This is a genomic window from Micromonospora maris AB-18-032, assembly GCF_000204155.1.
GTDB lineage: Bacteria > Actinomycetota > Actinomycetes > Mycobacteriales > Micromonosporaceae > Micromonospora > Micromonospora gifhornensis.
The window spans coordinates 3,434,250-3,457,814 of the sequence record NC_015434.1; the positions used below are offsets into that span (position 1 = coordinate 3,434,250).

Below are 23,565 nucleotides of genomic sequence, written 5' to 3' on the forward strand. Positions count from 1 at the left end.
TAAGCCGCAGAAGTGACGTATCGGCGACCAGAGGTGCAAGATCGGCGGTGAATTGAGGGGGAGGCGTCGTGGGGTACGAGGTGTTGGCGGGGACGCGGGCGCCGGTGCGGGTGTGGACGGATCCTTATGGGATCGAGGAGCAGGCGGCGCGGCAGCTGCGCAACATCGGGGTGTTGCCGTGGGTGCAGGGGGTTGCCGTGATGCCGGACGTGCACTTCGGTAAGGGGGCGACGGTCGGGTCGGTGATCGCGATGCGGCAGGCCGTGTCGCCGGCCGCCGTCGGTGTGGACATCGGTTGCGGCATGTCGGCGGTACGCACCTCGCTGACCGCCGACGATCTGCCCGATGACCTCGCCGGGCTGCGTCGGGCCATCGAGGACGCCATTCCGGTCGGCTTCGCCCAGCGTGACGATCCGGTCGACCCGCGTCGGGTTCGGGGTCTGGAGCAGCGCGGCTGGATTGACTTCTGGCAGCGCTTCGCCGACCTGGACCGTCGGGTGGCGCAGCTGGAGACGCGGGCCCGCCGGCAGTTGGGCACCCTCGGCGGCGGCAACCACTTCATCGAGGTCTGCCTGGAGTCCGGCGGCACCGACGACGGCCGGGTCTGGCTGATGCTGCACTCCGGGTCGCGCAACATCGGCAAGGAGCTGGCCGAGCGGCACATGGCGGTGGCCCGGCGGCTGCCGCACAACGCCGACCTGCCCGACCGGGACCTGGCGGTGTTCCTGTCCGGCACGCCGGAGATGGACGCCTACCGGCGGGACCTGTGGTGGGCGCAGGAGTACGCGCGGCGCAACCGGGCGGTCATGCTCGCCGTGCTGATGAACCTGGTACGGGACCGGTTCGAGCAGGTCAGCTACGACGAGCCGATCAGCTGCCACCACAACTACGTGGCCGAGGAGCGCTACGACGGGGTGGACGTGCTGGTCACCCGCAAGGGCGCGATCCGGGCCGGTGCCGGTGACCTGGGCATCATCCCCGGATCGATGGGCACCGGGTCGTACATCGTGCGGGGCAGGGGCAACGAGGCGGCGTACTGCTCGGCGTCGCACGGGGCGGGGCGGCGGATGTCGCGCGCCCAGGCCAAGCGGACGTACACCACCGACGACCTGGCCGCGCAGACCTCCGGGGTGGAGTGCCGCAAGGACGCCGGGGTGGTCGACGAGATCCCCGGCGCGTACAAGGACATCACCGAGGTGATGGCCCAGCAGGAGGACCTGGTCGAGGTGGTGGCCCACCTCAAGCAGGTGGTCTGCGTCAAGGGCTGACCAACCACACGCCATGGTCACCCGGCACCCGCACGTGCGCTGGGCGACGATGAACACGTGGCAGTGCAGCCGTCCGGCACGCCGAGCCAAACGACCTGCACTGCCACGCCACGCCCCCCACCCCGTCGATCTTGCACTTTCTGTCGGTGCATAAGCCGCATAAGCCCACGTATCGTCGACCAGAAGTGCAAGATCGACGGGACGGGAAGGCGGGGGAGAGAGGGAGGGGGCAGGGGGTGGGGGTGGGGGTGGGGGAGGTTCGGGCGGCGCTTGCGCAGGTGGCGGATGCTGAGCGGGCGGCGGGGGTGAGTCGGTACCTGCGGATGGTGCCGGGTGGGTATGGCGAGGGGGATCGGGCCATCGGTGTCACTGTGCCGGAGCAGCGGCGGGTGGCCGGGCGGTACTGGCGTCAGTTGTCTCTGGACGATGTGGCGACGTTGTTGGGTGGCGATGTGCACGAGGAGCGGCTGACCGCGATCTTCGTGCTGGTGCGGAAGTTCGCCAAGGGCGACGAGGTGCAACGCGAGGCGATCTACCGGCTGGTGCTGGCCAACACGGAGCGGATCAACAACTGGGACCTGGTGGACTCGTGCGCGCCGTACCTCGTCGGGCCCTGGCTGATCGACAAGGACCGCGCGGTCCTCGATCGGTGGGCCGGTTCCGAGCTGGTGTGGGAGCGGCGGATGGCGATCATGGCGACCTTCGCCTTCATCAGGGCCGGCGACTTCGGGTGGACCCTGCGGCTCGCCGAGCGGTTGCTGGGCGATCCGCACGACCTCGTCCACAAGGCCGTCGGCTGGATGCTGCGTGAGGTGGGCAACCGGGACCGGGCGGCGGCCGAGGAGTTCCTGTCCCGGTGGCACCGGGACATGCCTCGGGTGATGCTGCGGTACGCGATCGAGAAATTCGAGCCGGAGCGACGACAGCAGTATCTGTCCGGTGTGCTCACTCCGTACCGGTGAGGTACGCGGGCTACAGCCAGCCCTTGTGGTACGCCACCCGGGCCGCCTCGTGCGGGTCCGGCGCCCCGGTCTTCGACACGGCGGCCACCACGTGCGCCTGAAGGGTCGCGCTCGACAACCCGAAGACCGACCGCAGCGCCGCTACCGGCATGCCGTCGTGCAGCGCGGCCAGGATGCCGCGTTCGCGCTGGGTCAGCGGGCCGGGTCGGGGACGTTCGGCCGGGCCGGCCGAGGCGGAACTGCTGTCGGCGAGTTCGATGTCGATGACCCGGCGTCCGGCGTACACGTCCCGGATGGCGCGGCACAGCCGATCGCTCGGCGCGTCCTTGACCAGGAAACCGGCCACCCCGGCCTGCATGGCCCGGTCGAAGTTGCCAGGCGTGCCGACGCTGGTCAGCACCAGGATGCGGACCGGCGAACCGGCGTCCTTGAGCCGCTGGGCGGCGACGATGCCGTCCATGCCGGGCAGGTCGATGTCGACCACCGCGACGTCCGGCCGGTGCTGTTCGATCTCGGCCAGGATGGTGTCACCGCGCTCGGTCTCCGCGACCACGGTGATGTCGCTCTCCAACGACATCAGGGCCACCAAAGCACCCCGGATGAGGTTCTGATCCTCAGCCACCAACACCCTGATCATGGCTTCTCCTCGGTTGTCAGCACGGTACGAGCACGGTGAGGACGAATTCGCCGCCGGCACGGTGCCCGGCGGTGAGGGTTCCGCCCAGCGGGGCCAGTCGTTCGGCCAGACCGGTGAGCCCACTGCCACCGATGTCGTCGGTGGGCGCGGGGGAGGCTGCGCCGTCGTTGGCGACGTCGAGGCGTACCTGGTCGTCGGAGCGGTGCATGCTGATGCGGCAGCGGCTGGCGCTGCTGTGGCGCAGAAGGTTGGTCGCCGCCTCCCGGACGGCCCAGGCGAGCACCTCCTCGACCGGCGCGGGCAGGGCCTCGACCGGTGTCGCGACCTCGCACCGCACGCCGGCGGCGACCAGGACGGACTGCACGCCCTCCAGTTCCCGTTGCAGCGAGTCGCGGCGGTAGCCCTTGACGACCGTGCGGACATCGCGCAGCGAGTCGCGGGCGATGCCGTACACGTCGTTGAGTTCCGACCGGGCGCGGGCCGAGTCGCGATCGAGCAGCCGCAGGGCGAGTTCGCTCTTGAGCGCGATGGCGGAGAGGTTGTGGCCCAGGGTGTCGTGCAGGTCGCGGGCGAACCGGACCCGTTCCGCGTCGACGGCGAGGCGGGCGACCTCGGCCCGGGCGGCGAACAGTTCCTCGATGAACGCGACGAGCACGATGATGCCGGCCAGCGCGGCGCCGGTGAGCACGTCCTGCACGGTCAGGAAGACGACGCCCGGGGTGTCGAGCATGATCCGTTCCACCGTGATCAGGACGAGCACCCCGACGGCCAGAAGCAGGCCGTAACGGGGACGGAAGGTGACCGCCACGGCGGCGAGCGCCAGGAAGCCGATCACCTGCCAGTTCCGGTCGACGAGCACGGGCAGCAGCAGCACGATGCCGGTGACCAGCAGGGCGTCGTCACGCCTGCGGTTGCTCCACGGATGGCGCATGGCGTGGGTGACGAGCCGGATGAAGGCGGTGGCGACGACCGCGAAGCCGCCGGCGCCGACGGTCACCACCCACCAGGAGCGGCCCTCGGTGACCGCGGTGACGATGGGCAGCAGACCGAAGGCGAGCATGACGACCGTGAAGACGTACGCGACGGTACGGGTGACCACGACCGCCCGGGCCCGGCGGACCTGCCCGGCGGCGGGCGATCCCGCGCCCGCCGCCGGAGTGATGGACTGAACGGTGCCGGAGGTCATCTCAGGCACTCATCCCGACACAGGCGCCCGGGCAGCTGACGGTGCCGATCGTGGCCATCGCCGCGCCGGCCGTGGTGCTCAGGTCCTCGACGGCGATCTCGCCCGGCGCGGGCGGAAGATCGGGAATCTCGTCGCCGGCGCCGAGCACGATGCCGTACTCGGCAAGCACAGCGGCGGGATCGAGCTGGTATCGATTGGCGAGGGTGGGATCGGACCACGCGTCGGCGACCAACCGAGCAAAGCGGGTACGGTGTTCCGCCGGTACAGAGGCCATCGGTTTCTCCCTCCACGCGACCGGGCCGGGGCGCCCCGCGCTGCCTGGCGCTGACGGGGGACAGCGGGACAGGCGGCGCGGGACGCCGGCACCGGGTAGGTCAGTTGACGATCGGCTCTTCGATGCCGAACGTGCCGGCGGTGCTGGCGGTGAAGGCGGTACCACCGATGGTGCTGATCGAGCTCGCGCTGCCCAGCGTGCCCTCGGCGGCGCCGGCCGCGACGGCCTCCAGCGCCTCCATGCTCAGGTCGCCGCTCGGCTTCGGCGGCAGCAGCGGCGGGGCCACCGCGGCGGGGTAGTCGATGCCGTGCTCGGCCAGCACCTCGTACGGGGTGTTCTGGTAGCGGTCAGCGAACTCGGTGTCGGACCAGGCGCTCGACACGATCTTGGCAAACTTCCGGCGGTCCTCGTCCGACAGGACGTAGATCCCTTCGGCCATGACGATCCTCCTCGTACCGCGCCGGCGGGGCCGGCGCTTGGCGATGTGCGAGGAGCGGACATCTGGACTGTCCGCTGCTCCGGTGGACGCAGGATTGCGGCACCGGGCCGCCTCCGGAGAGTCACCGGTCTGCTGCTCTCCGGCGGATCGGCCACACACATGGTGGCGTCAGGCGAGCGATCTCAAACAGTCATCATCGACACGATCTGTGCATGACGAGTGTCATGTGCGACCGCCGGACGGTGGACACGACGACGCCACCCTCGCGTGGTGCGAGGGTGGCGTCGGTCCTGGTCAGGCGCTGATCCAGCCTCGGTCGCGGGCAATGCGGATCGCGTCCACCCGGTTGCGGGCCCCGATCTTCGACATGATGGCCGACAGGTAGTTGCGGACGGTCCCCGGTGCCAGATAGAGCTTCGCGGCCACGTCGGAGACGTCGGAGCCCTTGGCGACGTGGGTGAGGACGTCGCGCTCGCGTTCGGTCAACGGGTTGGGGCCATGGTGGAACGCCGCCACGACGATCTCGGAGTCGATCACCCGTTCGCCCCGGTGCACCCGCCGGATGGCGTCGGCCAACCGGGTCGGTGGGGCGTCCTTGGGCAGGAAGCCGGAGACCCCGATCAGCATCGCCCGGGCGATGTTCGCCGAGTCGGCGTGGCTGGTCAGCATGATGGTCCGGCAGGTCGGCAACTGTTGGCTCAGCGCGCCGGCCGCCGCCAGGCCGTCGATGCCGGGCAGTCCGATGTCGAGCACGGCCACGTCGGGCCGGTGTGTCAACGCGTTGGGCAGGATCGCGGTGCCCTCGGCCACCTCCGCCACCACCTCGAGGTCCGGCTCCAGGGACAGCAGCGCGACGAGCGCACCGCGAACCATGTGCATGTCCTCGGCCAGCAAAATCCTGATCATCGGGTTGCCTCCACCATCGCTGCCTTCGTGGCCAGGCTCGGCACGAAGACCACAAGTTCGAAAGATCCGCCACCGACCGGGCCGGCGTGCAGCCGCCCGTTCAGTTCGAGCAGCCGCTCCCGCAGACCTTCCAGACCGTTGCCCGCCGGATGCGGTGGTCCGGGAGGTACGCCGTCGTTGACGATCCGCAGTACGAGGCCGTCGTCCTGCGGTCGTAGGGTGATCGAGCAGTGCCGGGCGATGCTGTGCCGCAGCACGTTGGTGGCGCCCTCCCGCAGGGCGAACGCCAACGGGGTGGCGGCGTCGGACGGCAGGGTGTCCAGTGGCACCGTGTCCACCTCGCACTCAATGCCGGCCGAGGTGAGCACCGAGGTCACCCCGGTCATCTCGCCGGCGAGCGAGACGCTGCGATACCCGGCCACCACCTCCCGGATGTCGCGGTGCGCCTCCCGGGCCAGCCCGACCACCTCGTTGATCTCCCGCTCCGCGGACTCCGGGCGGCTGTGCAGGACGGCGGCGGCCAACTCGCCCTTGAGCGCGATCGCGCAGAGCTGGTGCCCGAGCACGTCGTGCAGATCGCGGGCGAAGCGCAGCCGTTCGACGTCGACGGCCCGGTGGGCGAGCGTGGCCCGCAGCCGGTGCACCTCCCACACCAGGGTTGCCATCTTCACGAAACCGAAGACCACCGCGCCGGTCAGCGCGACGCCGAGCGTGGCGTACGCGATGTCGCTTGGTTCTTCGTGCACGAGCAGGGCGAACGGGATCTCCGCCAGCACCACCGCGAGGTAGGCGACATAGGACAGCGGCGAACGCAGGGTGATCAGCAGCGAGGCGGCCAGGAAGGACGGCACGCCCAGCCACGCGTCGCCGGCCAGCGGGGCCGGCGCGTACGACAGGATCGCCTGCAACAGCAGGGTCCACGACCAGGTGACCGGCGGCTCGCCGCGCAGCCCGTGCCAGGTGTGCCGGAACTGCAACAGTGCCACCCCGGTCAGCGCGAGCAGGGCCAGCCCGGCGTTCGGCACCGGCTGTGTGGTGATCACGCGGGAAGCGGGAATGCTCAGGTAGGCGATGGAGAGGAGGAAGACCAGCGTCTGGGCGGTCCGTACGGCGACGCCCGTCGTCGCACTCGCCGCATGGGGCGCACTGCCCACGTCGACCATCTCTAGTTACCCCCAAGCACTTGCCCGGAAATCCTCACATTCATCGATGGGGGGCAACAACCAGCCGAACAGATGCCGTTATTCGACCGCCCTACCGCTTTCCTTCCCAGCGGAAGAACCGCCGTGTGGTGATCACACCCACCGCCCACCAGACACCGAGCACCGCCGCGTCCCGGGGCAGCGCGCCGCCGCCGTAGAACGCCGCCCGGACCGCGTCGGCCAACGCGGTGACCGGCAGCAGTTCCGCGATCGTCCGCAGCCAGTCCGGGAAGACCGACAATGGCACGAAAATTCCCGAGCAGGCGAAACAGGCGAACAGCACGGGAATGCAGAGAATCTGAGCGCTCTCCGCATTGGGGATGAGCGCCGTGTAGGCGGCCGCCAACACGGCGAAGACCGCGGTCCCGTATGCCAGGGCCACCATCAGCAGGAGCGGATTCTCCGGCGCCGGCACGCCCAGGGCGAGCAGCCCGATGGTCAGCAGCAACACCAACTGCAACCCACTGAGGACGTACGCGGTGAGCACGTTGCCGGCCAGGATCGACCGGTTCGGCAACTCGGTGCCGCGTAACCGTTTGAGGATCAACGCGTCCCGTCGGCTGGTCAACGTCACCACCAGGGTGGTGAACGTGGAGTACACCGTGATCATGGCGATCATGGCGGTCAGGAAGTGACCCCGGTAGGGCACCCCGTCCCAGTCCAGGCCCGCCGGCACGGTGAACGGGATGCTGACGCACATCGCCACCGGCACCAGGAACGTCGGCACCACCAGGGCCCGGTTGCGCCAGAACAGCCGCTGCTCCAGCCGCCACACCGCCACCGACCCGCCGACCACCGTCACCGCGCTCATCGGTGCCCCACCTTCTCCGGCACGGCATCCACCGGACCGCGTTGCCGATCCTCGGTCAGCCCCAGGTAGACGTCCTCCAGGCTGGCCGGTCGGACGGCCACCTGCGGCAGCACCCGACCGCGGGTCGCCGCCCAGGCGAACACCTCCGCGGCCGTCTCGTCGAGCCTGCGGGTACGGATCACCACGCGACCGGCGGCGTACTCGGCCGGCCAGTCGGTGGGCAGATCCTCCGGCAGCCGGTCCGCCGCGAAACTGACAGTGCCCGTCCCGGCGGACAGCACGGTCGGCAGGTCGCCGGAGACCGTCAGCCGCCCGGCCTCCATCATCAGCACCCGACCGGCCAGCCGCTCTGCCTCCTGCAGGTAGTGCGTGGTCAGCAGCACGGTCGTGTCTGCCTGCGCCAACCCCTCGATGACCTGCCAGGTGTTCTGCCGGGCCTCCGGATCCAGCCCGGTGGTCGGCTCGTCGAGGAACAGCACCCGGGGCCGGTGCAGGATCGCCAACGCCAGGTCCAGGCGGCGTCGCTGCCCGCCGGACAACCGGCCGACCCGGATCCGGGCCTGGGCGCGCAGGTCCACCAGATCGAGCACCTCGTCGCGGGGCAGCGGATCCCGGCCGAACCGGCGCCATGCCTGCACCGTCTCCGCCACGGTCAACTCACCGAGGAAACCGGCCTCCTGCAACATGATGCCGACGTGGCGGCGCACCGTCGCCCGGTCCCGGTACGGGTCGCCGCCGGCCACCCGTACCCGCCCCGAGGTCGCCGCCCGGTGCCCGGCCAGCACCTGCATGGTGCTGGTCTTCCCGGCACCGTTGCGGCCCAGCAGGGCCACCACCTCGCCGGGCGCCACCTGGAAGCTCACCCCTCGGACGGCGCGCACCGAGCCGTACGCGACCGTCAGGTCCTCCACCTCGATCATGACGGTTCCTCCGGTGCGACGCGGTCGTGGCGGGCGGCGCTGAGCAACCGACCGGCCCGTCTCGCCCAGTCCGGGTCGTTGGCGCCGCGCCAGTTGGTCCGGCCCTGGTGCGGATCGGTGCCGTCGGCCCAGCGCGGCAGGCTGCCGAGCATGAATTCGCCGACCGACGACTCGACCTGCCAGTCCAGCCCGAAGACCCGCGCCGACAGGTGGGCGTCGCCGCTGCCGAGACCGCAGGGAGCCAGCCCCATCGCGGTCGCGACCAGGTACGCGGTCTGGTAGGCCACCCCGACGTGCTTGAGGGTGGCCGCGTACCCCATCGCGTCGTACTTCCAGGTCAGCCGGCCGAAGCGGGAGGTGAAGGTGATCAGCGCGTCAGGTGTGGGAGTGCCGCCGGTGGCCTGCGCGGCACCGGCGAGCAGCCCTTGGATCAGCGTCGGATCGTCGCAGACCTGGACCAGCCGGTGTTCCCAGGCGTCGTAGTGGTAGGCGGCCCGCGGTAGACCGGCCACCCGGTGCGCGGTGACGTAGATTTCCAGGTCGCCGGAGGCGCCCCCGGTCGGGTACGGCCGGTCGACGCCCTCGTACGGCATCCGGTTGTCGTGGTCGGGCCCGTACACCGAGCGCACCCGACCGACCCGGTAGAGGAACTCGCCGAGTTGCGCAAGCGTCATCGGCTCGACACCGAACCCCCGCACCGACCGACGGGCCTCCTGCACCAGCACCAGCGGCGGATCGGTGGCCCGCAACGCGTCGAAGTCCGGTCGGGGCAGTACCACCACCGGGCCGGCCGGGGCCGGTTTGACCGGCGGCAGCGGTGGCCGTACGTCGACGAACGGGAAGGTGGCCCCGAACGACTCGTCGGTGCGCCCGCAGCGGCTGCGGGAGTGGAAGTACAGCTCGTGCGGATCCCACTGGTCGGCGGCCGGGTCGACCGCGTCGGTGAGCTGCGCGGCGGCGAGGAAACCGACCAGGTGCCGGATCGCGGTCTCGTCCAACCCCAGCCGGGCGGCCAGGTCCGCCACGGTGCGCGGCTCGGCGAGCGCGCCGACCAGGGCGAGCGCCTGCTCGTGCAGCACACCGACCCGAAACGGCGCGAGCCCCGACTCGACCACCATCCGACCGTCCCGGCGGCGCAGCAGCGCCAGCCGGGACAGCGCCACCGGAGCATTTCCGGTGTACGGGCGGTGGGTGAACCGCAGGTCGCCGGTCAACGCGGTCACCCGCAGCCAGCCCGGCTCACCGGCCGGACCGATCTGCTGCTCCAGCGCGTTGCCGATCCGGTCGAGCAGCCAGTGCAGCCGAGCCAGCACGGCGATCTCGTCGTCGGTCGCGGTGGCCCCCGCGGTGGCCAGCGCCAGCCGTTCCAGGTCGGTCGGTGTCACCTCGGTCGTGGCGAGGGCCTGCAGCACCGCGACCATCGGCCGGTCGCGTTCGCCCACGGCGACCCGGCCGAACCGGGACCACAGGGCGAGCTGCCCGCCGCCGGAGGTCAGCCGGCTCGACGGGTCCAGCCGCAGAAGTCGCTCGTACGGCCGGGTCGACTGGGTCAGGGTCATCGCGCCCCTTTCAACAACCATGGACGGGGTCACAGGAACATCGGAATGGGGTTGAGGGCGTCCTCCGGCGTGGCCCGGTCGAGCCAGCCGAGTCGCACCGGTACGTCGTAGAGCCGCCCGGCACCGAACCGGGCCCAGAAGTGCCGCATCCCGGGCACGATCACCTTGACCACCGGCAGTTCCAGGTCGGGCCGGGTCTGGTCGAGCACCAGCATCTGCATGCCGGCCCGCTCGACGAGCCCGCGTACGGTGTCCACGTCGGTCTTCAGGTCGTCGGAGGCCAGGTTGCGGTGCGTGGTCGCGGTCGACACCCGCGCCGACGGGGCCAGGTAGCCCTCCGAGGCCAGCGTGGCGTGTCGCCACCAGCCCTGCTGGACCGGGTCCGGATAGGCGTAGCCGCTGCCGTCGGGCTGCACGTCGATGACCGCAGGCAGGAACTGGTTCATCTCGCTGAGCGCCCGCTGCACCGCGGTCTTCGCGTCCAGGTGGGCGCCGAAGGCCATCAGGATGTCCTCGGCCGGCTTGTCGGTGCGGCGACTGATCGCGGCGGCCACCGGAATGCCGAGGTCGGCGGTCAGATCCAGCACCCACAGCTCGCGGTTGAGCCCGGCGTAGACCTCGCGGAACTCGTCGAACCACGGCTCACCGAAGCTGTCCAGGTCGAACCGGGGCATGTTGAGCCGGTTGTACCACCACAGCGCGACGCTGTCGCGTTCGACAAGTTCCAGGAAGCCCTGCAGCACGGCGTCCTCGATGCTCGACCCGGCGGCGTTGCCGTTGGAGCAGGCCGACGCGAACAGCTCACCGGGCCGGCTCGGGTACTGGAAGTACAGGTGCGCGGTCGGCACGTGGAAGTGCCGCTCGTGGGTCAGCGACCAGACCGGGCTCCACTCGATCGGCCGGTCGGCCGGCAGCGGGTCGCAGACGATCTGGAAGCTCGACCGTTGCGCCGCGTTCCACGCCACCCGGTTCTCGTGCTGCCGGGGGCTGTAGAGCTGCAGGTCGTTCGGGGCCAGCGCCCGGTCGCCCAACTCCGCCAGGGTGGCGGTGATCCGGGGTTCGTCGCCGACGAACAGACCGCTGTAGCGTTCGATCGCCTCGCAGATCGCGCTGGCCCGGGCCTGGGTGTCGGTGGTGCCCTTGCCGGCCGCCATGCTGCGCAACCCGCTGCGCAGATGCCGCAGGTTGTGCACCCGGCGGGCGAAGTTGTGCCCGGCGTAGTACCCCTTGACGAAGTCCCGGCCGGTGGCGAAGGGACGCAGTTCCCGCACCACCCCGGTGACCGAGCTGACCTGCGGCGAATACCGGGCGAGCACCTCGTCGGGCCGCTGGGCCCGGTGGCCGCCGTCGCCGGTGTAGGTCTTCGCCCGCGACTGCAGGCGTACCGGTGCGGCGAACCGCCGGGCGACCAGTTCCGGTTCCCCGCAGGACGGGCACTGCGGGCGGCGGTGCAGCGGATGCCGCTGGGTGTCGAAGTAGATCGTGTCGAGGGTGAGGATGCCGTTCTCCTGCTCGGTGCCGAGGCCGGCGACGTGCTTGACCGCCTCCAACGCGGTCAGCCGCGCACCGATGTCCCGGGTGGTCGGCAGGTCGGCCAGCGGCACCCGCAGCGGGCCGACGTGTTCGAGCTTGTCGCGCAGGTACTCGTCGACCTGCCGGTGTCCGGCCAGCCGGAACGCCACGCACGCCCAGCAGCCGTGCTCCCGGCTCGCCGGCTTGAACGTCGGGCCGATCCACAGCACCGAACCGACCGGCTTGGTCAGCAGCCACGGGCGGCCGCTGCGCAGCGCCGCGTCGTTCAGCTCGGCCAGCTCCGGATTGAGGTAGTTGTCGGTGGCCACCACCGACAGGTCGACCGGGCTCGCCGGGCCGGCACCCACCGGCGTGACCCGCAGGCCGGCGGCCCCGAGCGCGGCCAGCAGCGGCTCCGTGTCGACCTCGCCGACGACCGACAGGCCGACCGTGGCCGCGGCGAGCCGGTCGGCCACCACCTCGGCGCTGGTACCGGCCATGTCCCAGAAGGCCGATTCGCGTTGCGGCAACTCGGGGTCGACCCGCAGCACGACCCCCATTCGGATCAACCGCTCGATGAGGTAGAGCACCCGCTCCGGCGGTTCGTCGGCCAGGGCGTCGAGCACGTCGTCGACGTCGTGCTTGCCGTCCAGCAGCGGCAGGACCCGCTCGGTCAGCTCGCCCTCGATGACCTGGTGGCCACGCTCGGAGAACACGTACACGGCCTCACCGGGCAGGTTCTCCACGCGCAGGTTGCGGCGTACCCGTGGACGGATCGTCATGGCATCTCTCCCGTCAGCTCATCGTTCGAAGCGAGGTAACGTCCTCTTCGGCCAGGGCCAGGCAGGCCAGCCCGGCGGCCGCGAGACCGTCCACGGCGGACAACTGGGTCCGGTCGGCGCGACGCCGGTCCGGGAACCAGCGGCCCTGGCTGGCGCGGCGGCTCAGCAGCGTACGGGCGGCGGCGTGCGCGGCCGTGTGCTGCTGTTCGTCGGCGTCGCCCCGCCAGGCCGCCAGGCCCAGCTCGATCCGGTCGAGCAGGTCGACGCTGGACGGTGACCCGGCCGGCGTCGGTGTTTGCGCCTGCGCGGGCCGGGCCCGGCCGAGTGCCGCCGCGGCCACCGTCGCCGCCAGCAGCGCGCCCGAAGTGGACCCGACGGCCGGCGCCAGCTGCTCGTCGTCGATGCTCAGGCCGTTCCGCTCGGCGTAGCGGGCCAACGCCATCGCCACCCCCGGCGCCCCGGACGGCAACGCGTCGAGCAGCGCGACCCCGGCCGGGTAGGGCGCCGGCACGCCGCCCGGCAGTTCGGCGAGAAGCTGCTCGTACAGGCTGGCGGCGAGTTCGTCGGCCGCCGTGCAGGGCTGCGCCTCGGTGAGCTTGAGCAGGGCCAGCAGCAGCCCGGCCCGGCCGGTCACCGGGTCGGCGACGCTCGTGCCGGCGGCCAGCAGGTCACGGGCGGTCGGCACCAGGCTCTGCGCCTGGGCCAGCAGCTGCGGGTCGCCGATCACCTGCCCGCAGCGGGCCAGGGCGTAGATGGTCGCGCCGATGCCGACGAACCCGCCGACGGGCTGCCGACCACCGGCCATCCGCCGGTAGAGGCTGGCCTGCCCGGCGACCGTGGTGAACTCGGTGGTGGCGGCCAGCGCGTCCTGCGCGAACGCCCAGTAGGTCGGCTTGCCGGTGGTCTGGTAGAGCTCGGCGAGAAAGACCGCGATCCCGGCGGTGCCGGTGAGCAGGTCGCCGTGCAGCGGTTCGAGCTGGTCGAGCCCGAACGCCGGGTAGTGGACCGCGCCGACCCAGCCGTGCTGCCCGTCGCCGACCGGTACGGCGGCGGCGATGATGTCGTCGGCCGCCGCGCAGGCGCCCGCCAGGAGCTGACTGTGGTCGACCTCGGCCCGGAACGCCTTCGGGTGGTAGACGGAGATGCCCAGCAGCGCCGGGTCGCGGCGACCGTCGGGGTCACCGGGCGGCGGGGCCCAGATCGGCCGGCCGCCGGAGGCGAAGTCCAGGCAGGCGGCCAGCGCCTCCTCCGGCATCGGGGCGCCGCACTCGGCCCGTTCGACGAGTTCGTCGAGGCGGTCCCGCAGCCGCTGCCAGGCGGTGCCGGAGAAGTGGTTCTCCACCCGGGAGCCCTCGGGGGTACGGACCGTCGAGGTCATCGGCTCGGACTGGAACAGCGGGATGTCCAGCCGGCGCAGCGCCTCGATCTCCCGCTCGATCATCTCCAGGCTGTCGGTGCGGCGCGGGTCGGTGTGCAGCACCTCGCGGGCGCCCCGGAACAGCCGGGCCAGCACGATCTCCCGGGCCACCCCGTCGGTCAACGCCAGCGGCCCGGACGCGACCTGGAGCATCGTCAGGTAGTCCCAGGTGCTGCGCCAGATGTAGCGGACCCGGGCCTGGGACAGCAGGTGCAGGGGGCCACGTTCGGCGGCCAACGCCGGGGCGTTGGCGACCAGGCAGGCGTCCATCTCGCGGTAGCCGGTCAACACGTCGTCGGCGTGCGCCGCCGGGTCGACGTACCGGCCGTCGACCATCGGCCGGTACGGCGGTGGCTCCCACCCGTCCGGGAAACCGTCGGAGTCGACCGCCAACTGTTCCTGCATCGGCGCGCAGCAGCCGATGTCGTGTGCCCGCCGGCCCGGCACCCCGATCCTCGGGTACGACACGACGGCGGTCTTCGCCACGCTCTCCTCGATCTCGTGCCAGAGCGCCTCGGCGCGCGGGCCGAGCAGCACCGGCTTACGCATCCGGCCCTGAAGCACGTTCTCCAGGTCGATGAACATCGGCCGTTCGCCGATGGCGATGAGGTTGTCCGCCCACAGGTCGCGGCACTCCAGGAGCTGGGCCAGCCGGGTGAGCATGCCGAGCCGCCGGTAGAAGCGGGCCGGGTCCTCGCCGCTGACGCAGGGCCGCGCCACGACGTACTCCTCCCAGCCGTAGCCGTCGCGCAGCAGCACCCGCCGGGTCGTCAGGTCCAGCGGCAGCCCGTGGGTGTTGAGGAAGGTCAGCACGTCCATGAAACCGGCGACGCTGCTGAGGTCCTTGGGCTTGTAGACGACCCGCTGGCCGCCGGCGAACGACAACAGGCTGACCGTACGGCCGCTGTCGTGCAGGTCACCGGAGTCACCGGAGTACGAGGCGAGGGCGCCCGGGTCCGCCCAGGCCCACAGTTCCCGGCGCAGCATCGGCAGGTCCTGGTGCAGCCGGTCGAAGATCTCACCGACGGCCCGCTTGTAGTTGAGGCAGGTCACCCCGATCAAATACGCCAGACCCGGCAGGCTCTCCAGCCGGCCGAGCCAGCCGAGCCGGCTGACGTCGATGCCGGCGCGTCCGTACCAGTTGACCGGGGTCGCCGCACCGTCGGCGATCTGGAGTTCGAAGCCGAGCGCGGCGTGACACACCTTGATCAGGCGTTGCACGAGCTGACCGGTGACGTCGTCGGCGGCCTCCGGTGTCAGGGCGACGCCACGCAGATTGTTCTGCCGCAGCCCGGTCAGCCGGATCGCCGCCCGCTGGAAGGAGACGAACACCCCGCCGACGAGTTCGGCGGCCGGGTCCTGTGCGGCGGTGGGCGGCTGGGCGAGCAGGAAGTCCACCAGGGCGTACGCCCAGTCGGGCAGCTTTCCCGGGTCGCGGACGACCACGTCGACCAGGCCGGCGCCGAGATCCCGGTTGGTCTGCTGGCGGTGCAGCAGCAGAGCCCGCAGGGACACGTCGTCGTCGGCGACCGCGGAGCGCAGCCACCGCTGCGACCGTTCGGCCAGCTTACGACGCCCGCCGGTGCGGACCGGAGCGAAGTAGACGCCGGCCTCCCGCTCGTCGAACGGTGCGGCCAACGCGATGACGTTGAGCAGCCGTTCGTCGGCACCGCCGAGACCGAGCAGGGTGTCGGGAGCGGACATCGCACCCAGACCGAGGGATGCGCTGGTTGTGGTCATCAGGTGACCTCCTGCCTGGCGACGAGTCGAGCGAACAGCGGTGCGGTGGCGACCAGATGGTCGAAGGTGCCCTCGGCCACGATCCGGCCGTTGTCCAGCACGTAGATGCGGTCTGCGGCACGGATGGTGCTGAGCCGGTGGGCGACGACGATCCGGGTGACGTCGAGGTCGGCGATGCGGTCGGTCACCTTGCGTTGGGTGATGTTGTCCAGCGCGCTGGTGGCCTCGTCGAGCACCAGCACCGGAGGCTGCTTGGCCAGGGCGCGGGCCACCATCAGCCGCTGGATCTGACCGCCGGAGAAGGCCTTGTTGTCCTCGCTGACCATGGTGTGCAACCCCATCGGCATGTCCCGGACCTCGTCGGCCAGACCGGCCAGCCGCAGGGCCTGCCAGACGGCTTCGTCGGTGAGGTCCTCGGTGCCGGCGGCGACGTTGTCCCGGATCGAGCCGCGTACCGCCCGGGCCTGCTGGAGCACCACGCCCAGCTGCGCCCGGACCGTCCGTACGTCCAGCTCGGACAGGTCGCGCCCGTCGTAGCGGACCGCGCCGGAGCTGGGCGGGACGAGGCCGAGCAGGAGCCGGATCAGGGTGGACTTGCCGGCCCCGGACGGGCCGACGACGGCGATGAACTCACCCGGCTCGGCGGTGATGCTGACCCGGTCGAGGACGGGCCGACCGGTGCCGGGGTAGGTGAAGGTGACCTCGTGCAGCTGCACCCGCCCCCGTAGCCGACCCGGATCCGCCGCGCCCGGCGTGACATCCGGCGCAGCGGTCAGCACCGGCACCAGCCGGCGGTACGCGGCGACCAGGGAGAACGCCGAGATGACGCCGCCCTGGAGCATGCCGACCGAGGCGGCGAACTGCCCGACCGCGATGCTGGCCGCGACGAAGGTGCCGAGCGCGACGTCCTGGCGCAGGGCGACCACGATGCCGAGCGTGGCCAGCAGGGTCGGCTGCAGCGCCGCCGAGCAGGCCGCCACCCGCGCCTGCCAGCGCAGCGTCGCCGCGTCGGTGGACCGCTGCCGGGCGTATCGCTGTGCCCAGCCGGCGAAGATCCGCTCCTCCCGGGCCGCGACCTGGATCTTCTCGATCGCCAGCAGGGCGGTGTGCAGGAAGCCGGCGACGGCGGCGAACGCCTCCCGGTTGGCCAGCTCGTGGCGCTGCTGGCGGATGGCCGCGTAGCTCGCCGCGGCCATCAGCAGCAGGGTCGCGACGAGCACGCAGCCGCCGACCACCGGGTCGACGAAGATCAGTGCGGCCAGGCTGACCAGCCCGAAGGCGCTGCCGAGCACGCCCGCGGCGACGCTGTCGGACAGCGCCTTGCGCATCTCGGTGACCGAGTTCGCGCGCTGCACCAGGTCGCTGGTGCCCATCTCCTCGAGTGCGCGCAGGTCCCGGCTGAGCAGGTGGCTCCAGACTGCCGGCTCCAGGCGGAGCTGCAGCCGCCCCTGCAGCCGGACCAGGGCGGCGTTGCGGGCCGAGAGCAGCAGCGCGTTCGCCACCACGAAGCTGGCGATCAGCGCGGCCAGGCTCCACAGCAGCTGTCCGCCGACACTGCCACCGGCCACCCCGGTGATGATCCACGCCGACAGGAACGGCAGGACACCGCCGATCAGCGCGGCGAGCAGCCCGGCCGTGAGCAGGAAACGCAGGTCGGGCCCGGCGCCCCGCGCGGCGAACCGGAGCAGGTGACGGGTGGTCACCGGCGGCCCGGCCGACAGCGGAGGGTAGACCTGCCAGGCGGTCCGGTCGTACGCACCGGCGTCGGCCGCGGTGACCCGACGCCCGTGGGCGGTGCGGTAGCCACCGCGGGTCGGCAGGAGCGCCACGGCCGGACCGGAAACCGGGAAGACGATCAACGGTGCTGCGCCACGCCGGTACCAGTGTCCGTCGAGTCGTACCTCGGTCCAGTGCAGACCGGCGGCGCGCAGCGCCGTGACCAGCCCGGTGCCGGGGGTGGGCGACGGCAGGTCGTAGTGGGCGGCGAGGGTCCGCGCGGCGTCGTCGTCCGGTCGCTCGGGCCGTTCGGCGGCGGCCGCGGCGAGCCGCCGCCAGGCCTCGTCGACCGCGGCGAGATCGGCAGCCGCCCGGCTCACGGCGGTGTCGGTCCGCTCGGCGGTCAGCGTGTCCATGGTCGGATCGACGGTGGTCATGCCGACCGTCCGTCGGTGGCCAGCCGGCGGTAGACGCCGTCGGTGTCGATCAGTTCCGCATGGGTGCCGCGTTGCACGATCTCACCCCGGTCGAGCACCAGGATCAGGTCGGCGTCCCGCACGGTCGAGATCCGGTGGGCGATGAACATGCAGGTGACCCCCCGTCGGCGAAGTGCTTCCAGGACCGCGAACTCGGTGGTCGCGTCGAGCGCGCTGGTCGCCTCGTCGAGCACCAGCAGCGGCGGGTCGGCCGCCAGCGCCCGGGCCAGTTCCAGGCGCTGCTGTTCACCGCCGGAGAGATTGCGGGCGTGTTCGTTGACCGCGCCGTGGTCCAGGCCACCGCGCTGCTCGACCAGGCGGTCGATGCGGGCGTCGACCAGGGCGGCGCGCAGCCGCTCCTCGGGCAGGGTCGGATCCCACAGCGTCAGGTTGTCGCGCAGGTTGCCCTCGAAGAGTCGCAGCTGCTGCTCCACGTAGCCGATCGACGCGGCCAGCGTCCGGCGGGAGTACGTCTCGCGGGGCCGGCCGTCGAGCAGCACCGCCCCGCTCCACGGCTCGGCCGCGCCGACGGCCAGCCGGGCCAGGGTCGACTTGCCGCTGCCGCTGACACCGACCAGGGCCACCCACTGGCCCGGCTCGACGGTGAACGAGATGTCCCGGACCAGCGGCGGGCGGTGCCGGTCGTAGCCGAAGCTGACCCGATCGAACTCGATGCGGCCGGACAGCCGGGCCGGCTGCGCCGGTTCCGGCGGCGCGTCCGGCGCCAGCACGGTGGCCCGGGCCGGATGCGGGGTGGCGGCCAGGGCGTCGTCGATCACCGAGACGTGCACCCGGGTCACCTGGATCTCCGAGCCCAGCCCGACCAGCAGCCCGAGCGGGGCGAGCATCGCACCGCCCACCAGTTGGGCGGTGAGCAGCGTACCGAGGTCGATGCGACCGGCGGCGACGTCGTGCGCGCCGACCAACGCCAGCCCGGCCAACGCGGCCGGGCCGACCGCCGCGCTGAGCGCCATCACTCCCAGCGTCGCCGAGGCCAGCGCGTTGGCGGCGTCCAGGGTCCGGCCGGCGGACCGGGCCCAGGAGGCGAAGAGCCACCGCTCGGCGCCGTCGGCCTTGACCGACTCGATCATCTTGAGTCCGCTGTGCGCGGTGCTGTCCCGTCGCAACTGCTCGAACAGCAGCCGCTGCTGATGCGGGCCCGCCCGCCGCCGGACCACGTTCAGCAGCACGATCTGTGCCGCCATCGCCAACGACATGACCACCAGCAGCCGGGGTGCCAGATAGCCGATGAACAGGCCGTACCCGGCCACGGTCACCGCGGCGGCGGCGGGCAGCACCACCCGCTCGGACAGCGCGATGGCGAGGCCGTCGTTCATCTGGGTGCGGTTGACCAGGCCGCTGAGGTGCCGACGGTGGAAGAACTCGCCGGGCAGCCGCAGCAGCGCGGTCAGGTAGCGGCTGGAGAAGCGGGTGGCCATCGCCGCCAGCGCGGTGGCGAAGATCCGCTGCTGGGCCCACCCGGCCAGCGCGGCCAGCAGCGCACCGCCGACCAGGATCGCCAGCAACGCCGGCCGCCAGGCCAGGTCGCCGAGGATCAGCACCCGGTTGAGTACGGCCCGCATGGTCAACGAGGCCAGCAGGGTGGGCACCGCGGCGACGCCGCCGAGCAGCGCCCCGGCGAGGATCATCGGCGCGTACGGCCGGATGCGCTGTGCCACCGCGCGGGCGAACGGCCAACGCTCACCACCCGGCTCGAACTCCGGCGTCGGCGTGGCGACCAGCACCGGGCCGTTGGCCCGGGTGGCGAACTCGGCCGGCGTCAACGGCAGCCGGCCGACGGCCGGGTCGTTGATCCAGGCCCGACCGCGCCGGACGCCCTCCAGCACCGCGTAGTGCCGGCCGTCGAGGAACACCACCGCCGGCACCGGCACCCGGGAGGCCATGTCCAGGTCGGAGGTCTCGATCCACCGGCCGGTGACCTTGAGGCCGTAGCCGGCGGCGGCCCGCGCGAACCCGGAGGCGGTCATTCCGTCCCGACCGACCCCGCAGCGGTCCCGCAGTTCGGCCAGCGGCACCCGCCGGCCGTGGTGGGTGAGGATGATGCTCAGGCAGGCCGCACCACAGTCGGCGTCCTCCATCTGCGGCGTCTCGACGGTGCGTACGGCCCGCTGCCGGCGTGGCTGCGGCTGCGGTTCCTCGGCCGGCGGCGTGGTGGCCTGGCTGTCGGCGAGCACGACCATCAGCGACCACCTCCGAGCAGTACGTCGACGGGCCGTTCGGCACCGACGATGAGGTCCAGCCGGATCGGGGTCAGGGTGGCGCCCGGCCAGGCCGACACCCCGAGGTCGACAAGCACCGGCCGGACCAGCCGGTCGTCGTCGTGGCCGGGCAGCCGCCCGATGCCGTACCGGCCGGCGAGCTCGGCCGTGCTCAGCGGGTACGCCTCGACGCGGGTGACGGTGCCGGTCAGGCCGGCGCCGCGGACCTGCGCCCCGGCCGGGACGGCGGCCGGCTGTCCGGCGTCGAGCAGCAGCAGCGCGGACAGCCGCTGATCGGCGCGGTCGACGACGCCGAGGGTGGCACCGCCCTTGACCTGGGTGCCGGGGCGGGCGGTCAGGGTGGTGAGGATCCCGGCCACCGGGCTGGTCACCGTCACCGCATCGTCGTCGTCCTCACCCTGCAGCGTCAGCAGCACCTCTCCGGCCGCGACGGGCCGGCCGACGACCGCGCTGACCGAGGCGACCGTCGCCGAGGCCGGTGCGGTCACCAGGGTCGGACCCGCACCGGCCAGCAGGATGCCGTCCAGCGACACCGTCGACTCGATCCGGGCGACCACGGCCCACGTCGTGCCGGCGCCGAGCGCCAGCAGCACGGCCGTCAGCAGGGCCCAGCTACGTCGAGTGGTCAGGCGTACGACGTCGTCCAGTTCACCGGCTCGTGGCATGGAGCCTCGCCTCCGCTCGCCTCGACAGGGGCTCGCCGGCCGGCGTGACCGTCACCGGCAGCGAGTCGTACGTGTTCAGGGCGGCGGTGTGCCGCCGCCGGGCCGGACCCGCTCCCGCCCGCAGGTGCTCGTACGCCGCCAGTTGTCGCAGCACCTCGGCGGCCTGGACCCGGGCCATCGCCGCGCCGAGGCAGTGGTGCGGCCCGCGCCCGAACGCGAGGTGTCGACCGGCGCGACCGGGCCGGAACTCGTCGGGGTACGCGAAGATGGCCGGGTCCCGGTTGGCCACCGCCCAGAGCAGGAACACCGGATCGTTGGTCTCGATCACCTGACCGTCCACCTCGATCGGTGCGAGCGACCGCCGGGCGGCCAGCCAGACCGGGCTCTGCAGGCGCAGGCACTCGTCGACCACCTCCAGGGCGTGGTCGGGTTCCCGGCGCAGCCGTGCGGCCAGCTCCGGGCGGTGCAGCAGCTGCGCCACACAGATCGAGATGGCCGCGGTGGCCGTCTCCAGGCCGTTGATGAACAGCAGCACCACGAACGAGACGAACTCGTCGTGGCTGAGCCGGGCATCGGCGCCCTGGGCGGCGTCGAGCAGTTCGGCGACGAGATCACCGCTGCGGTCGCGGCGTTCCGCGGCGAGATCGTCGATGAACCGGGTCATCTCGTCGACCTGGCGGTGCACCTCGGCCAGCTGGTCGGCGGACTGGCCGAAACGGAACAGTTGGCCGGTCAGGGTCCGGGCCCACGCGTCGACCCGGGACCAGTGCTCGGTCGGCAGGTCGAGCAGCCGGCAGGTGGTGAGCACGGGCAGCCGCTCGGCGATCGCCGGCACCACGTCGAACTCGGCGTCGCCGGCCTGCGCGATCAGGCCGGCGACGAGGTCGCGTACGGTCCGGTCGAGGGCGTTGGTGCGGCGGGCACTGAACGCCCCGGACACGAGCTGCCGCAGCCGTCGGTGGGCCGCACCGTCACGGAAGCTGAGCATCCCACCGAAGATCGACTCCAGTCGTTCCGACTGGGTCAGGGGCAACGGCGGGTCGCCGGCCCGCGGGTCGATCACCAGTCGTGGGTCACCGGCCAGCCTCGACACCTGCTGGTAGCCCGACACCAGCCACAACCCGGCGGTACGCAGAACAGGCGCCTCGGCGTGCAGCCGCCGGTAGAGGGTCGGGTCGTCGCGGGTGGACGGATCGAGCAGCAGCGCGTGCCCTGCCGAGGGCAGCCCGGACATCGGTGTTACTCCGGCAACGGCGTGCCGACCCAGCAGAACGTGCCGAGGCAGAAGCACGGAACCGGCTCGGTCGGCCCGGTGGCCAGGTTCTCCACCCGTAGCAGGTCCTGCGGGGCCCCGGCCTCACCGTCGAGCCAGGAGGCCGCGAGCGCGGCGGCCCGCGCACGGATCACGCTGATGCTGTCTGCTCCGAAGTCGCGCATGTCGTCTCTCCTGAAGTGGCGCATCGTGGTTCATGCACGGGCGAGCAAATCCGGCTAGGATGAAGCCAGCTGTGGGTATCTGGACTACCCACAGCTGTTTCATGTCGGCTGTTCCGCGAACGGCCAGCCCGTCCTCACCCGGTTGCTCTCCGTGCCACTGTCGGCTCGGCTGCGTTGCGGATCAGTTTTCCCGCACCCCCTCACCAGCGGTAGGGCACCGCGCACCTCCCACCCATGACACTTGTCATCCCCCCACCACCCCACCCCCCTCACCCCGTCGATCTTGCACTTTCCGTCGCGACATAAGCCGCAGAAGTTACGTATCGGCGACCATGAGTGCAAGGTCGGCGCGGAGAGGGCGGCGAGGGGGCGCGGAGAGGGCGGCGAGGGGGCGCGGAGAGGGCGGCGAGGGGGCGGTGGGTGGGGTGAGGGCGGCTTAGGGTGGGGTGGTGGGAGGTTCGGTGCAGCGTTCGACCACGGTGGCACGCCTTGGGTCGGGGGCGGTGGAGTACCGGTTGGAGCGGCGGGGCGACACCGTCGTGGTGGTTCTGCACGGTGGACACTTGCGGGCCGGGCTGGTGTGGGACGAGACCGTGTTCGCCGACGCGGACATCACCGTGCTGGCGCCATCGCGTCCCGGCTACGGGCGGACCCCGCTGTCGACCGGTACGACCAGAGCGGGGTTCGCCGACGTCACCGCTGAGCTCTGCCGGCACCTCGGGATCGACAAGGTCGCGGCCGTGCTCGGCATCTCCGCCGGCGGCCCGACTGCGATGACCGTCGCCGCCCGCCACCCTGACCTGGTCGAGCGGCTGATCCTCCAGTGTCCCCAGGGCCCGCGCTGGCCGGGGCGTCGTGATCGGTTGCTGGCGAACCTGATCTTCTCGCCGGTTGCCGAGCGGCTGACCTGGAGTGGGCTGCGCTGGCTGCTGCGTCGTGCACCGGATGCCGGCCTGCGGATGCTGCTCGGCGGGCTGTCCACCGTGCCGCCCCGGCAGTTGCTGGCGGACGTACGGCCCGAGCATCGCGCCACGTTGATCGCCCTGTTCTCCGCGATGCGCTCCGGTACGGGCTTCCGCCAGGACCTGCGACCCTACGTCGACGTCACCGCCGAGATCGGGCAGCCGACACTGGTGATCGCCAGCCGGCACGACGGCGCCGTCTCCTTCGACGACGCCGAGCACCTGGCGTCTGCGATCCGTCGGGCCGTACTGGTCGAGAGCAGGTCCGACAGTCACTTCCTCGAGCTCGGTGTGGACTGGCCCGCCATCTCCGAGGCCATCCGCGTTTTCCTCGCCACCGAGCCGCGCGACCTCGCAGGGCGCGGCTGACTCCGGCAACCAGCGCCGTCAGCCGTCAGCCGTCAGCTGACGGCTGACGGCTGACGGCTGGAGCGGGGTTGACCGGCACTATTCT

At 71.9% G+C, this 23,565-nt stretch carries 19 protein-coding genes; 3 read left to right on the plus strand and 16 right to left on the minus strand.

From position 1 onward, the window contains the following. The first annotated feature begins 68 nt into the window (after nt 1–68). Nucleotides 69–1,268 carry an RtcB family protein gene (locus VAB18032_RS15240; protein WP_013733756.1) on the plus strand — a complete coding sequence of 400 codons (1,200 nt, stop codon included), beginning with the start codon at nt 69–71 and terminating at the stop codon, nt 1,266–1,268. A 248-nt stretch (nt 1,269–1,516) separates the two neighbouring features. Then, a complete protein-coding gene (locus tag VAB18032_RS15245) occupies nt 1,517–2,230 on the plus strand; it encodes a DNA alkylation repair protein (RefSeq protein WP_043720787.1) in 714 nt (237 codons plus the stop codon). 10 nt (nt 2,231–2,240) lie between these two features. On the opposite strand, the gene VAB18032_RS15250 is transcribed toward VAB18032_RS15245, so the two are convergent. The 16 genes from VAB18032_RS15250 to VAB18032_RS15325 all read right to left on the minus strand — a co-directional run bounded on the left by VAB18032_RS15250 (nt 2,241) and on the right by VAB18032_RS15325 (nt 22,149). Next, nucleotides 2,241–2,867 (minus strand): response regulator transcription factor, encoded by a 627-nt coding sequence (locus VAB18032_RS15250; protein WP_013733758.1) that lies wholly within the window; start codon nt 2,865–2,867, stop codon nt 2,241–2,243. A gap of 16 nt (nt 2,868–2,883) precedes the next feature. Beyond that, on the minus strand, nt 2,884–4,053 hold the full coding sequence (locus VAB18032_RS30110) for a sensor histidine kinase (protein WP_013733759.1): 1,170 nt from the start codon (nt 4,051–4,053) through the stop codon (nt 2,884–2,886). Nucleotide 4,054: 1 nt separating this feature from the next. Next, nucleotides 4,055–4,327 (minus strand): TIGR04351 family putative TOMM peptide, encoded by a 273-nt coding sequence (locus VAB18032_RS15260; protein WP_013733760.1) that lies wholly within the window; start codon nt 4,325–4,327, stop codon nt 4,055–4,057. A 100-nt stretch (nt 4,328–4,427) separates the two neighbouring features. Next, nucleotides 4,428–4,766, minus strand: coding sequence for a TIGR04351 family putative TOMM peptide (locus tag VAB18032_RS15265; protein WP_013733761.1), 339 nt, complete (start codon nt 4,764–4,766; stop codon nt 4,428–4,430). Nucleotides 4,767–5,060: 294 nt separating this feature from the next. Then, complete coding sequence (locus tag VAB18032_RS15270) at nt 5,061–5,672, minus strand: response regulator transcription factor (RefSeq protein ID WP_013733762.1); 612 nt, start codon at nt 5,670–5,672, stop codon at nt 5,061–5,063. Beyond that, nucleotides 5,669–6,826 (minus strand): sensor histidine kinase, encoded by a 1,158-nt coding sequence (locus VAB18032_RS15275; protein WP_158309501.1) that lies wholly within the window; start codon nt 6,824–6,826, stop codon nt 5,669–5,671. Before VAB18032_RS15275 ends, VAB18032_RS15270 begins: the two co-directional genes overlap by 4 nt. Nucleotides 6,827–6,926: 100 nt before the next feature. Then, a complete protein-coding gene (locus VAB18032_RS32125; RefSeq protein ID WP_013733764.1) occupies nt 6,927–7,685 on the minus strand; it encodes an ABC transporter permease in 759 nt (252 codons plus the stop codon). Further along, nucleotides 7,682–8,605, minus strand: coding sequence for an ABC transporter ATP-binding protein (locus tag VAB18032_RS15285; RefSeq protein ID WP_013733765.1), 924 nt, complete (start codon nt 8,603–8,605; stop codon nt 7,682–7,684). The genes VAB18032_RS32125 and VAB18032_RS15285 overlap by 4 nt, the downstream gene beginning before the upstream one ends. Next, a complete protein-coding gene (locus tag VAB18032_RS15290; RefSeq protein ID WP_013733766.1) occupies nt 8,602–10,164 on the minus strand; it encodes a SagB/ThcOx family dehydrogenase in 1,563 nt (520 codons plus the stop codon). The genes VAB18032_RS15285 and VAB18032_RS15290 overlap by 4 nt, the downstream gene beginning before the upstream one ends. Nucleotides 10,165–10,193: 29 nt before the next feature. Continuing rightward, nucleotides 10,194–12,458, minus strand: a complete 2,265-nt coding sequence (locus tag VAB18032_RS15295; protein ID WP_013733767.1) for a TOMM precursor leader peptide-binding protein — start codon at nt 12,456–12,458, stop codon at nt 10,194–10,196. A gap of 13 nt (nt 12,459–12,471) precedes the next feature. Next, nucleotides 12,472–15,615, minus strand: coding sequence for a DUF4135 domain-containing protein (locus VAB18032_RS15300; protein ID WP_013733768.1), 3,144 nt, complete (start codon nt 15,613–15,615; stop codon nt 12,472–12,474). Beyond that, complete coding sequence (locus tag VAB18032_RS15305; protein WP_013733769.1) at nt 15,615–17,768, minus strand: ATP-binding cassette domain-containing protein; 2,154 nt, start codon at nt 17,766–17,768, stop codon at nt 15,615–15,617. Before VAB18032_RS15305 ends, VAB18032_RS15300 begins: the two co-directional genes overlap by 1 nt. Next, a complete protein-coding gene (locus VAB18032_RS15310; protein ID WP_013733770.1) occupies nt 17,765–20,008 on the minus strand; it encodes an ATP-binding cassette domain-containing protein in 2,244 nt (747 codons plus the stop codon). The genes VAB18032_RS15305 and VAB18032_RS15310 overlap by 4 nt, the downstream gene beginning before the upstream one ends. Further along, nucleotides 20,008–20,712, minus strand: a complete 705-nt coding sequence (locus tag VAB18032_RS15315) for a hypothetical protein (RefSeq protein ID WP_013733771.1) — start codon at nt 20,710–20,712, stop codon at nt 20,008–20,010. Before VAB18032_RS15315 ends, VAB18032_RS15310 begins: the two co-directional genes overlap by 1 nt. Then, nucleotides 20,696–21,946 (minus strand): cytochrome P450, encoded by a 1,251-nt coding sequence (locus VAB18032_RS15320; protein ID WP_013733772.1) that lies wholly within the window; start codon nt 21,944–21,946, stop codon nt 20,696–20,698. Before VAB18032_RS15320 ends, VAB18032_RS15315 begins: the two co-directional genes overlap by 17 nt. 5 nt (nt 21,947–21,951) lie before the next feature. Beyond that, on the minus strand, nt 21,952–22,149 hold the full coding sequence (locus VAB18032_RS15325) for a hypothetical protein (RefSeq protein WP_013733773.1): 198 nt from the start codon (nt 22,147–22,149) through the stop codon (nt 21,952–21,954). Between the two features lie 461 nt (nt 22,150–22,610). Here VAB18032_RS15325 and VAB18032_RS15330 point away from each other — a divergent pair, with 461 nt between their 5' ends. Further along, a complete protein-coding gene (locus tag VAB18032_RS15330) occupies nt 22,611–23,480 on the plus strand; it encodes an alpha/beta fold hydrolase (protein WP_013733774.1) in 870 nt (289 codons plus the stop codon). Nucleotides 23,481–23,565 lie beyond the last annotated feature (85 nt).